The sequence below is a fragment of the Pseudomonadota bacterium genome, from assembly GCA_030859565.1.
Taxonomy (GTDB): domain Bacteria; phylum Pseudomonadota; class Gammaproteobacteria; order JACCXJ01; family JACCXJ01; genus USCg-Taylor.
In genome coordinates this window covers 27,941-40,587 of record JALZJW010000018.1, presented here as the reverse complement: position 1 = coordinate 40,587, position 12,647 = coordinate 27,941, and the positions used below count along the sequence as shown (strand labels likewise).

General features: G+C 59.5%; 7 protein-coding genes. 3 read left to right on the top strand and 4 right to left on the bottom strand.

Translation table 11 applies throughout. The features are described from left to right. The first annotated feature begins 421 nt into the window (after positions 1 to 421). The 3 genes from M3436_04510 (at position 422) to icd (ending at position 7,296) form a co-directional block, all read left to right on the top strand. Positions 422 to 4,087, top strand: a complete 3,666-nt coding sequence (locus M3436_04510) for a DUF1631 family protein (protein MDQ3563423.1) — start codon at positions 422 to 424, stop codon at positions 4,085 to 4,087. A 4-nt stretch (positions 4,088 to 4,091) separates the two neighbouring features. Continuing rightward, on the top strand, positions 4,092 to 5,381 hold the full coding sequence (locus M3436_04505) for a serine/threonine-protein kinase (protein ID MDQ3563422.1): 1,290 nt from the start codon (positions 4,092 to 4,094) through the stop codon (positions 5,379 to 5,381). Positions 5,382 to 5,529: 148 nt separating this feature from the next. Then, entirely contained in the window at positions 5,530 to 7,296 is a 1,767-nt protein-coding gene (icd, locus tag M3436_04500; GenBank protein MDQ3563421.1) for an isocitrate dehydrogenase (NADP(+)), read from the top strand. A 95-nt stretch (positions 7,297 to 7,391) separates the two neighbouring features. On the opposite strand, the gene thiD is transcribed toward icd, so the two are convergent. The 4 genes from thiD to M3436_04480 form a co-directional block, all read right to left on the bottom strand. Next, positions 7,392 to 8,141 carry a bifunctional hydroxymethylpyrimidine kinase/phosphomethylpyrimidine kinase gene (gene thiD / locus M3436_04495; protein MDQ3563420.1) on the bottom strand — a complete coding sequence of 250 codons (750 nt, stop codon included), beginning with the start codon at positions 8,139 to 8,141 and terminating at the stop codon, positions 7,392 to 7,394. A gap of 5 nt (positions 8,142 to 8,146) precedes the next feature. Continuing rightward, positions 8,147 to 11,905, bottom strand: coding sequence for a pyridine nucleotide-disulfide oxidoreductase (locus M3436_04490; protein ID MDQ3563419.1), 3,759 nt, complete (start codon positions 11,903 to 11,905; stop codon positions 8,147 to 8,149). Between the two features lie 27 nt (positions 11,906 to 11,932). Further along, on the bottom strand, positions 11,933 to 12,202 hold the full coding sequence (locus M3436_04485; protein ID MDQ3563418.1) for a DUF4389 domain-containing protein: 270 nt from the start codon (positions 12,200 to 12,202) through the stop codon (positions 11,933 to 11,935). 176 nt (positions 12,203 to 12,378) lie between these two features. After that, positions 12,379 to 12,579, bottom strand: coding sequence for a hypothetical protein (locus M3436_04480; protein MDQ3563417.1), 201 nt, complete (start codon positions 12,577 to 12,579; stop codon positions 12,379 to 12,381). Positions 12,580 to 12,647 lie beyond the last annotated feature (68 nt).

Below are 12,647 nucleotides of genomic sequence, written 5' to 3'. Positions count from 1 at the left end.
GGCGATACCCGGCCTTGAGGCTGTGCTTGGAGTTCCCCCGGTAAAAGCCAGCTGCATCGTGGGGGCCTAGCGAAGCACGGCGTATCTTTGCATTCCTCGATGACTCCAGAAACAGGGAAAAGGGGGTCAGCGAGCTCCAAACGACGGCAACTTTGGCGGCAACTTGCTGTAGGCAGAAACGAAAACGTGTGTGATGTCAGTAGCTTACAAACCTAATTCGATGGACCCCGGCTCCACCATACCCTAGCCACATCGAATCGGTCGGACGCGGAATTTTGGCGCTCGACCCTTAGGCCACATGCGCCCGATTATCGGCGCACCGTTCGGACCCGGTTCCCATTAGGAAATTTGCTTTTATTCTTGGGTACTTGGCGTTGTATCCTTGTTTGTCCTTGCGCATAAGGTTCTCGGGAGGAGCGCATTGCGGCACGAAATGCGGGAACGGTATGCGGTTTGCACCTACCGACCCGTCATGGTCAGCCAGGCGTCTGCCTTTAGAAAAATCGGTGAACCGCCCGGCAGCGAGCGGCGCCGTGTGCCACGGGTAGCAATCGATTTGCCCGCGACGATGATAGGCCCAAATCGCGACTCGCACCCGTGCACGATCCGAGATTTTTGTGCCCAAGGGATGTTGCTGGCGGTCGATCATGTCCGTGCACCATCACTCCAAGCATGTGAATTACACCCCCAAGATCCGATAAGCGTGCGTTTCAATGGGGCGCTGGATGATACCAGCGTCACCTACGAATTGGCTGCAACCGTAGCTTGGAAAGTAGGTGACAGCCTCGGCATCGCCGTTATTGGAAGTCATAAGGAAGCGCTAGCTTCGCTCGAAAGAATCGCCGAAAAGAGGGCTATTGAAGCGTCCGGCCGGGATAAGGCCGTTGCGCCGCTTGGAAAGCTACAAGCTCTACGTGAATGCACTCAAGCGCAATTGATCATCCAAGAGATGAAGACACTCGTTGCCGATGCCGCGCTCAAGATATGCACCGAGTGTTTGCTGAAGGCCGAGGAGCAACTGTTTGAGCAAGCGAAGGTTGCAGGGAGCAATGTTGCCCAGAGCGAACTAATCGACGCGGTATCTCTCATCCACAACAACCGCGGCCGGTTAGCGCCGGCGTTAGCCGAAGCGCTGGCGCGTAAGCTTGATTCTCTCGATCGGTCGCCGCCCAATGCGTTTCCATCCAAGGCGATCACCCCGCTCCGAAACGCAAACGAGCTGGTGCTGGTAGAACAAGATGAATTCGAGGACTTTCTGTCGCTGAGCGAAGCGGTCGTGCGGGTCGAACTGCGGTTTAAGGACGCCCTTTACCGGTTGCAAAAAAGATTCTCATTTCTGTCTCGGTCAGAGATCGATAGAACGACGAATCCGATCGGCCCGGTAGTCCTGTGCAACCTCATTGGCGATGCATTGCACAACCTCGATTTCACTACCCGGCAGTGTCAGGCCACCTATCCAGCGGTGAGCGCATCGTTGCTGGCAAACCTGGGTAGTTTTTATCATAGGGTGAATGAATGCTTAAAAAAACGCAATGTGCTGCCCAACCTCGACGGGACGCCCGCCGCACACCAGAGCGTCCAACGCGAATTACCGGTCGCGCCGGAGACTCTAGCCCGGGCGGGTGTCCACGATGCGTGCGTCACGCAGTCGGACCCAGGGAGTGCGGTGGGCCGCCGGGTGCAGTCCGCCGTAACGCCGCCGGTAGGCGAGGGAACACGGGCATCACCCAACAACCCGAGTCCGCGTAACCCGGCCGGCAAGTTACTGCAACTCCGGCAGTGGATTGGACAAGATGCCGTTGGCACCTACCCGCCGGGAAGTCAGGATCCGGGTCGCCAGGCTCAAGGACACGGCGATTTTCCAGCGCTCGCGGGATCCGAACCGTATTACAACGCTTCCGATCTAATCGCCGCATTACCCGCGGTAGAACGCGAGTTAAGCCTGTCCGCGGCTGGGGCGGGTCAGAGCCCGACCGTCAAGGCTGGGTTAGTCGCTGCTCTGGAAAGCCGGATCGAGGCCGGCGCGGACCGGCGTTCAATACACCCGGACGATGAGTATGTGCTCGACGTTGTGAGTCGCCTCACCACCTCGATTGGCGGTGATGCAGCGGCAACTAATGGTAACCCAACCTGGCTTCAGCGCTTAGCGGTACCCCTTCATAAGCTCGCCCTGTCCGAGCCGGAGTTCTTGAGCGATCCTTCGCATCCGGTTTATCGGTTTGTCAACGAGCTCGCCCGATTACAACACGCGTTACCGCAAAGCCGGGATCACCAGCAAAGATTAAGCGACGTGATCGAACATCTTGCTGCGAGAATCGACGGTGGAGACAACGATAGCACGGCTCCAATACGAGAAGCCTTGGCTGACATACAAGCACTCGAAGCCCAGCGGGTTGGTGACTATGAGAACAACGTTACACAAGTAATCGAGTCGTATAATAAACAGCAGGCATTCTTGCAGTCACGGGTTGTACAGGGCATCGCTGGTAAGCGAACCGAGGCGAAGACAGACGGCGTGCGTCCCGACTTTCCCAAGGAATGGCTGATCTGGCTCGAACACGCGAAACAGTTCCGGGTAGGCCAGGCATTTCATTTCCGCGGCCGCCATGGGTCGAGCGAGCGCCGTTACCTCGCTTGGATAGGTGAGAACCATAATCTTTTCGTTTTCGCGGACAAGGAGGGAAATAAGGCGGCATCACTTACGCTGCACGAGTTAGCCATGCAGTTACGCCGTGGCGCAATCAAATTGACCGGTTCCACCGAGGTCACGGCGATCGATCAGACGCTTCGCGCTGCGACCTATTCCGTCTTTCATGACATCCATCATGCCGCCTGTCATGACCGGACCACCGGCCTTGAAAACCGGCAGGCATTTATCCACCGGTTAAGGGCGGCAATGGCGCGCTCGGAAGGCGTAACGGGCATGCTCGGTCACGTGCAATTGAAAGCGCCGCCGGAAGCAAACGAGCGGATAGACCCTCAGCGCTTCGATGAAATCCTCAAGCGATCAAGCACGCTCTTGCAGCAGTCGCTGCCGGCCCCGGGCACGTTGGCACGCCTTGACCGAACCAGCCTCGCATGGGTATTGCCGGCGGGGGATCCCATCCAGTGGGAAGCAATAGTCCATGCTCAACACGAAGCCTTGTCGAATGTGACCATTGAACGGACGGGCACGCTTTCGAAATTGCGGGTCCATATCGGCGTCGTCGCGTTCGGGCCTCACGGGGGGGCGGCCGAAGAGCACCTCGACCGCGCGCGCTCGTTAGCGGAGCAGGTAGATGCGGCTGGGGGATACAAGCTCGACCTGTCAGGATGCGGCGGGATATCGAGCAGGCGCGAGGAAGGAATTGACTGGGAAACCTACCTCGATCACGCGCTGTCCAATGAATCAATCATTCCCTACGCGCAACGGGTCACAGCCTTGCAGTCGGCGGAAAACCTGGCGCCCCTTTATCGGATCGTCCCGCGCTTTTTATGCGCGGAGGAGGTCATCGCGGTTCCGCTTGAATACGAGGCGCCCCGCTTGGCCCCTAAGGTTCGCATCCTGGAGCGCTTGCTGTTACGAGAAAGCATTCAGTGGATGGGGGCCCATCGCAACCAGGCCGCGCAGACGGGCGCGTATGTCTTTAGACTGTCAAGCGATTCATTGAACGACGCGGGGCTAATCGAATATGTACTGAATCTACTGACGGAACATCCGGTGCCGCCCGGTAAGGTTTGCTTTGAAGCCACCGAGGACACGATCCTCGCAAATGCGGAACCGGTACACCATTTTATCCGCACCGTGCATGAATTCGGCTGCCGATTCTCCTTGGCGTGCTTAGGCCAGAATGCTGCGAAGCATGCGCTTCTTGGCGATCTTCCGGTCGACTTTGTCGCGATCAGCGGGACGTTCGTCAGCGACATGACGCATAATTTAAAGGCGCACGCGGTGGTCCAATCGGCGCATGAGCTGGGCCGATTATTCGGCGCCAAGACCGTGGCCGAAAACGCCGAGGGGGAGGAGGCCCTCACCGCGCTCCGCAACATCGGGGTGGATTACGCCGTTGAGTTGACGCCAACAGCGCTGCATTTGTCGGAGCGTTAATACAATGTCAGCCTTGCCGGCGAAGATCGGTAAGTACCAAATCACAGGGATCGCGGGCCAGGGCGCCATGGCCACGGTTTACGTCGCTTATGATCCCGTCATCGACCGCAAGGTTGCGATTAAGGTAAGCAAAATACCGGCGACCCTCGAGGAAGATGTCGAGGCACGGCAACAGCAAAAGCTCTTCTTCAATGAAGCCCAGACCGCGGGTGCGCTCGATCACCCGAACATTCTCAGGATCTACGACGCGAATTACGAACAGGGTCTGTGTTATATCGCGATGGAATACGTCGAGCAAGCGCGCACCCTGAAGACCTACACCGAAGCGAGCACGCTGTTGCCCGTCGAGCAGGCAGTAAAACTGATACGCCAGTGTACCGATGCCTTGGTGTATGCCCACGGCAAAGGGGTCACCCATCGCGACATCAAACCCGCTAACATTATGCTGACTTCCAAAGACGTCGTTAAATTGGGCGATTTCGGCATCTCGCAGCGCGCTAATAGCGATCAAACGCAGGTTATGGGCTGGTTTGGATCCCCGCTCTATATGTCGCCCGAGCAGGCGAGAGGGGGCGATCTCACAGGACAATCGGACATTTTTTCACTCGGGGTTGTGAGCTATCAGCTACTCACCGGAAAGACGCCGTTTGCCGCGCGAGATATACCGGTGGTGATCAATAACATACTAAAAAAAGATCCGGAGCCCCTCGAAGCGTTGCGGCCCGAGGTGCCCAAACGCTTAGCCGCTATCGTCAAACGCTGTTTACAGAAAGATCAGGCGCTTCGTTATCAGCGTGCGGTGGATCTGGGCACCGAGCTCGAAACGCTTGCCAACGAGATCAACGATCCTCAGTTGGCGCTGCCGCAGGAAGAGAAGGTCCGGATTGCCCGTTCCTTGAAGTTTTGCAAGACCCTCTCGGCGATGGAAGTGAGCGATCTTGTGAAGATCTCTGTCTGGGAGTCTTATTATCCGGGCGCGTGCATTCTGCAGCAGGGCGCTACCGGAGCCGCCTTTTATATCCTCGTTTCCGGCGAGGTTGCAATCCAAAAAGACGGCAAGGACATCGCCGTATCAGGGGAAGGCGAATGTTTCGGTGAGATCGGCTATCTCACCGAGGGACGCCGTAGCGCAACGGTGGTCGCTATCCAAGCAGCCACGGTAATGAAGATCGGCGCCCCGGTTCGAGACTGGGCCTCGCTGCCCACGCAACTGCGGTTGGGCAAAGTGTTTCAGCAAGTCCTGATCGAGCGCTTGATCGAGTCCGGTAAGGCGCTCGCGAAGGCGTTACCTTAAAGCACCGGGAAATCGCGGTCAGACAGCAGCGGGCACCGCCGCCAGCGTGGACATTGTCCGCGTGACGGCGGAAAATGTCCCGCATCGCGCGGGCGTCCGAAGGAAGCAATCGCCGCGCGCCACCCGAGCTTATTCGGTCGCCGGTCAAATGGCCTATAAACACGTCGAGTTTCCGCAACAGGGTCAACGCCTATCCATCGAGAACGGCCGGCTCGTCATCCCCGATCATCCCATCCTCGCTTACGTCGAAGGTGACGGTATCGGTCCGGATATCATGCGCGCTTGTCTGCGAGTTTGGGATGCGGCGATCGAGCAGGCCTACGGCGGCCAGCGCAAGGTCCATTGGATGGAACTCTACATGGGCGGGAAGGCCGCCGAGAAATACGACGGCAACGTCTTTCCCGACGAGGTGAAGGAGGCGTTACAGCAGATCATCGTGTCGATCAAGGGACCGCTCACCACCCCCGTGGGGGGCGGATTACGCTCGCTGAACGTGGCTCTGCGCCAGGACCTGGACCTCTATGCTTGCGTACGCCCGGTCCGCTATTACCCGGGGGTGCCTTCGCCTATGCGCCAGCCGGAATTAGTGGATGTGGTGATCTTTCGCGAAAATACCGAAGACGTTTACGCGGGGATCGAATATCAGGCCGGGAGCGCCGAAGCCAAACGGGTCGAGCGGTTCCTGAAGGATGAGATGGGGGCCGAATTCTTCGATGACTCCGGAATCGGCGTTAAACCGATCAGTGCCTTTGGCAGCAAACGCCTAGTTCGCAAGGCGATCCAGTATGCCCTGGATCACGATCGCGAGAGCGTCACGCTCGTACATAAAGGGAATATTCAAAAGTATACGGAAGGCGCGTTCCGCAACTGGGGCTATGAGGTTGCGCGCGAGGAGTTCGGCGATTGGACCATCACCGAGGCCGACCTTTACAGCATCCACGGCGGTAAGCAACCCAAGGACAAGGTGGTCATCAAGGACCGGATCGCGGATATTATGTTTCAACTGATGTTGCTTCGGCCGAACGAGTTCGACGTGATTGCGACCACCAACCTCAATGGCGACTATCTCTCCGACGCCATCGCCGCCGAGGTGGGCGGGGTGGGGATCGCCCCGGGCGCGAACATGGCCGACTTCGTGGCGGTGTTCGAGGCCACCCATGGCACGGCGCCTAAATACACCAACCAGGATAAGGTCAACCCCGGCTCGCTCTTGTTCAGCGGCGTCATGATGTTCGAATACATCGGCTGGAACGAGGTAGCGGATCTCATTACCTTCGCGTATCCCGAAGTCATTCAGCGGAAGATCGTGACCTATGATTTCGCGCGCTTGATGGACGTCGCGACCGAAGTTTCCACGAGCCGATTCGCGGATGCGTTGATCGATCAGATCAACGCGAAGGTTGATATCGAAGCACAGCGCAGGGAGTGGTACGCGGCCGTTCAATCCGAGAGAGAAGAGCGCGAGGCGCGGCGCATTGCGGAGCCCTTCGTCGAAATGCGCGCCTCGGGACGCACGCCGCATACGGTGGCCGACATCATGAATCACATCAGGACCGTGAAGCCCGGGGTATTCGTCGATCAAGTGATGCACTTGATGCGCGAGCACGGCATCAGCAGCGTGGTCGTGGAACCCGGCAGGGACGGCCTGTGGGCAATCATGACCCAGCGGGATATCATCGGCCGGATTATTCACGCCAATCGTTCCCCGGCGCGCGTCAGGGTGGAGGAGATCGCTACCAAACCTCTGGTTACCGTGCCTGTCGACATGTCCTTGCAAGAGTGCGCCTCCAGGATGGTGGAGTCGCATATTCGCCGTGTGGTCGTAGAACAGAGCAGTTTGCCCGTCGGTATCGTGAGCGACACGGATCTGTTCCGCATCGTGGATGAGCTCGGTTGGGAACCGGTGGTTTTGTAGCGCCATGGCGCGCCGCCGGGTGCAATGCGCTTCCACCAGTTACCTTTAGCCGGTACCGCACCCGCTCCTGCTCTGCCCGAAGAGCAAGCTCGACGTCATTTGGAGTCGCCGGACCTGAGCCGGTACAGCAGGTACTCCGTCGCGCGCGCCACCGCCGAGCCGATGGTCATGCCTTGGGCCAAGCCGGTGGCGATGGCGGAGCCCAGCGTGCATCCCGTGCCGCGCAAGTGCGGCGTTTCGATGCGAGGATGTTGAAATATCTGGAGGTCCGCGCCGGTAACTAGGAAATCGCTGATAGTATCCCCGGATCTGTGGCCGCCTTTCAATAGAATCGCCTGCGGACCTTGTGCGAGCAAGCGCTTGGCGGCGGCGATCATGTGCTCGTCCGTGGTAATGCGCATGCCCGTGAGCCGTTCGGCCTCGGGAACATTGGGGGTTAAAACAGCCGCGTGCGGGAAAACGCGCCTCACCAGGCGCCCAATTCCCGGAGGATCGAGAAGGCTCGCGCCGCTAGTCGCAAGCATCACCGGATCGACCACCCAGGGGATGCCGGGCGCTTGGGCTTCGATCAGATCGCAGACGGCGTCAATGATCTCCGCGCTGTAGAGCATCCCGGTCTTGATGCAGTCGGCGCCGATGTCGTGAAGCACGGCCTCCGCCTGGCGGGCGACGAAAGCGGGATCGATGCCGACGATCGCATGGACGCGCTGTGTGTTTTGCGCCGTCAGCGCGGTGATCGCGGTAGCCGCGCGCCCGCCGAGGGCCGCGATGGTCCTGATGTCGGCCTGAATTCCGGCCCCGCCGCTCGAATCGGACCCGGCGATGACCAGTACGCGGCCCTGCACGCGATTCAGACGCTGGGGGTGCCGCGTTTCTCCAACAGGTAGTCCAACCACAGGGCGGAGAGCTTTTCCTGAACGGAGTTCTGCCGCAGCCGCGCATTCAAGTGCGGAAAGTCGACGCGATCGAGCTCTTGGTCCTGGTTGTAACACGAATAGACAAAATATTCCTGGCCGGTACCGGGATCGATGTGCTTGCACAGGCATTGGGCGCACACGCCCTTCATCATGCACTGCATGGGAGAGTTGATCGAGCCGATGGCGACGTGCTTAGGTTTCAGATAGGGTTTTAGTATTCCATCGCGGGCTTCTTTCACGGCCGCCATCATCCGATCGGAACCGATGGCGATGATATGGTCGACATCATCCAGATGGATCGGCGTATCCCCGAGCTTGCCCTTGGCATAGGCCACCATGGCCTCGAGGATGTTGCCTATGAAACTCTTGTCTTGGGGCCGCGTGATCGGGATCGGCCGCACCGTGGGTGCGGGATCCACGGACCACACGATCACATCCGCCGCGGCCTCGATGTCCTCAACCTTGAAGACATCATCGCGGTTCTTGTAACCGGCGAAATAGATCACTCGATTGCCGGCCGCGCGCAAGGCTTTACCGATCGAGAACAGCACCGCATTGCCCAATCCGCCGCCCGCGAGCACGACGGTTTTACCCGAGGGGATGTCGGTCGGCGCGCCGGTCACGCCCATCACTACGACCGGATCCCCCGGTTGCCACAACCGGCAGAGCCGGGAGGAGCTTCCCATCTCGAGGGTGATCAGCGCTATCAACCCCTTCTCCTTGTCCACCGAGGCCCCGGTGAGCGCCAAGCCTTCCGCGGCCAAAACAGTGCCTTCCACCTTTGGTGCGAGCGTCTCGAGGTTTTGAACTCGATAAAACTGACCGGGACGAAACTTGCTCGCTTGCATCGGCGCATGGACCACGATTTCGATGATGGTGGGCGTGAGCCGCCGCACCGCCACCACGGTCGCGAGCAGCGACTCATCGAGCGCGGCGTGAAACGCCCGCAGCGCTTGATCGCGGCGGCGCTGATCGGCCGGATCGAGTTGGCGCAGCTCGCGTTCGAACAATCTCACGATGTACGGGTAGCCGTCACGGGCGCTGGCCATCGCCTTGACAACGTTCCCCGCGTACACGGGATGGTTGTCCCCATAGAAAGTAATAAACTTACCTTGCCGCTGATACGAGGTGAAGGGCGCGCGCTTGCCGATTTTCGGCGCGGTGAGATCGCGCATCGCTTCCAGCCCGCGCGCATTCGGCTCGTATCTTTGATAGAAGTGAGCCTTGGCGTCCATCTCGAAGCTGCCGGGGTGTTCGCTCTCATAGATCGTATTGGGCGAGGTGCCGGCGGCAATGAAAAGGCTGCGCAGCGGCACTTCAACCGCATCGTCCGCGGCGATCCAGCGGCCGTCCTTTGGAGCCAGACGCTCGAAACGCACCGCCCGCAGATGGCCGAAGCGATCGCCAATGGCCTCGCTAGGACTCATGCCTTCCGCGAGGGCAATGCCTTCTTCCAGCGCCTTCTCGATCTCCTCGTGGTTCTGTCTGTACGCCGGAGCGTCGCGCAGACCCTTGCGGTAGAATAATGTCACGCCGCCCCATTGTTCGAGCAACGGCAGGAAATTCGGGGTTTCGCCGACCGCAAGAGCGCGCGAGCGCTCGGCGCGTACGGCGCGTCCGTGATCAAGCAATTCATCCAGGATCAGCAGTTCCTCTTCGTCGTAACGGGCACGCACGGATTGCTCTTCATAACGCTTCGCTAGCACGTCGTAACGGCGCAGGACCCTCTCGACCTGTACCGGATAATAAGCGAGCAGCTCGGTCGCCGTGTCGATCGCGGTGAGTCCGCCGCCAATGACCCCCGCGGGCAGACGCACCTGAAGGTTGGCGAGGGAGGAATGTTTGGCGGCGCCGGTCAGTTGCAGCGCCATGAGAAAATCCGAGGCCTTGCGGATCCCGCGCATGAGGTTATTCCCAAGCTCGATTATCGTGGGTTTGCCGGCGCCGCTGGCGACGGCGATATGGTGAAACCCGAGATCCCAGGCCTCGTTGATGGTCAGCGTGCCGCCGAAACGGATGCCGCCGTAGCAGCGAAACGTCCGCCGCCGGGCGAGCGTGAGATAGATGACCTTGAGAAAGTTCTTGTCCCAACGCACGGTGATGCCGTATTCCGCCACCCCGCCGAAACCCGTCATGACGCGGGTATCCAAGTCCTCGTAAAGCTCGCCAAAATCCCGGACCGGCCGCGGTGGCTGACTCCAATCGCCGCTCAGGTCTCGCGGCAGAGGCTCGATCTTCAAACCATCGATGCCGACCACGCCGAACCCCTCGTTGAGAAGGTAATGGGCCAAGGTGTAGCCGGCGGGGCCGAGGCCGGCGATGAGCACATTCTTACCGTTATAGGGCAGGGCCACCGGGCGTTTGACATTGAGCGGATTCCAGCGCGTGAAAAGCCCGTAGATCTCGAACCCCCACGGCATGAACAAAACCTCGGTCAGGACATTGGTTTCGATCTGTGGAATATTGACGGGCTCGGTCTTCTGGTAGATGCATCCCTTCATGCAGTCGTTGCAGATCCTGTGACCCGTGCCCGGGCACATCGGATTGTCGATCATGATAAGCGCGAGCGCTCCGATATTGTCCCCCTGCCGCTTGAGCACGTGCATTTCGGAGATCTTCTCCTCCAGCGGGCAGCCGGTGATCGTCACCCCGAGCGGGTTGATCTTGTAGCTTCCGTCTCTGCGGTTGCGCATGCCCTTGGAACAGGAATCGGTATCGCGGTCGTGACAATAAATACAGTGATCTACTTCATATAGCACGTGGCGCTCGTCGTAGCGGGCATCGGTCAGACCAAAGCCGTCGCGCCGCCGGCGTCGCGCCATCGGTCCGCTGAGGGCCTGATAGCCGTCGCGTTGGCGCTGCTCGGCATGGACCAGGTGCTGGAAGTCGGTTTTCTTTGGTTGCTTGAAGCTTACCCAATTCGCCACGGTTGCGTTTAATCCCGCATCGTGGCGTGCGGCGAAGCTCCAGCGCTCGATGCGATCGAGCAGCAGAAGAACGAACGCATGCGCGCGCGTTTCGATTAAGCAACCGGCAAAGGCCGCCCGCGCTTCGGGGTCGGCCTCGATACGGGCGCGAACGGCGCACAGGTCTTGCTCTAAGCGCTTGTCCGCCGGTTCTTGCCTAGAGGTCCGTGCGGCACAGCGCTCGCGCAGACGCCAAAGCTTGCTCGCGACGCCGGCGAGGGCCCGCTCAGGATCGCTCGCGTGGGCGCCGGGAGCGATGATGTGTTTAAGAATCTCGATTTGCCGCTGCAATTGCTGGAGGTCCCAGGTGATCAGATCCTCCGGCCTGAACTTTTCTTGCGCTTGCGCCAGGACTTCGTTGCGGAAGACAAAAACCGTGTCCAGTTCTTCTTGTATGGCAGCACGCTGGCGGTCGCGCTCGCTCGCGACCCCGAAGAGCTTGGCGACAAATCCCCCGACGTAGGGCGCCATGCGCACGAGCAAGTCCGATATCGTTTGCGGCGGCAGTCCTTCGCCCAATGTGGCGCGGTATCGCCCGAACTCGGTAGCCAGAGCGGGGTTTCGGTCCGCGACGTAATCATCGAAAACAGCAAGCAAATCCCGTAGCCGGTGGGGCTCGTATAAGTCCGCATACGCAACCGCGGTAAATCCGAGGGCTAGATCTACTTGCACGGATGCTGAGGCGCCGGCCGCGGGGTATGCCGGCAGGCGTTCGGAAAACTCCATGACAAATGGTTTAACGTAAACGCGTCACTACGCCGCGGGCCAATCGCTGAAGGGATAAGGCTTATCGTCCGACTTGAAAGTCACATACACCAATAGCTGATAGATATAGGTACTGAGCCGCTGGCCAAAATCCACGAGGCGCGGATTGATGTCCCCGGTGACGAGCTTTGAACCGAACTGGAACAGCGCGACTCCCCAAGCGACGAGCTCGGCGGCGGTATAGAGGACCGCAAACAGCAACATGTAAGCGCCTCGCTTCCAGGTCTCGCCGTTCTGAAAATGCTCCGCAAAGCTCATGTCATTCTCCCCTTGCTAAAAGGCGCTCATGATAGACACAAAAAACTCGCAATGCCATGCTCGCGCGCGGCCGGGGGGGGTAGCTTGGATGACTCTGGGGCCGGTGAGCGTAGCGCCGAGGTGGATGATACCGCCCCCGGGCACCGTAGCGGTAATCGGGGGATTAAGAACGGCTGCTAAGTCGGGGAACGGGCAATGAGCTCCCGGCCTTGGCGGGTAATGAACCCGTCCTCGGTTATGAGCCCAACGTCGACGCAGGCGTGGTAGAGCTGGAGCGATCCTCCGCTCGGTACATAGACGGTGCCGTCTCCATAATGATGGTTTAACAGCCGCGCGAACTCGCCGGTGCTTGCCGCCATCGCCTCGAACGTCTTCATCTCTCGTTCGCCTCTCACCTCGGTTCGCATCGTGAAGTTCCGGATTCTCACCGATCTCTACGCGGATT

Bases quoted from the DNA above. Each gene is read 5' to 3' on its own strand.
- M3436_04490 (MDQ3563419.1), bottom strand. From the start codon at position 11,905: ATGGAGTTTTCCGAACGCCTGCCGGCATACCCCGCGGCCGGCGCCTCA.
- M3436_04480 (MDQ3563417.1), bottom strand. From the start codon at position 12,579: ATGAAGACGTTCGAGGCGATGGCGGCAAGCACCGGCGAGTTCGCGCGG.
- M3436_04485 (MDQ3563418.1), bottom strand. From the start codon at position 12,202: ATGAGCTTTGCGGAGCATTTTCAGAACGGCGAGACCTGGAAGCGAGGC.
- icd (MDQ3563421.1), top strand. From the start codon at position 5,530: ATGGCCTATAAACACGTCGAGTTTCCGCAACAGGGTCAACGCCTATCC.
- M3436_04505 (MDQ3563422.1), top strand. From the start codon at position 4,092: ATGTCAGCCTTGCCGGCGAAGATCGGTAAGTACCAAATCACAGGGATC.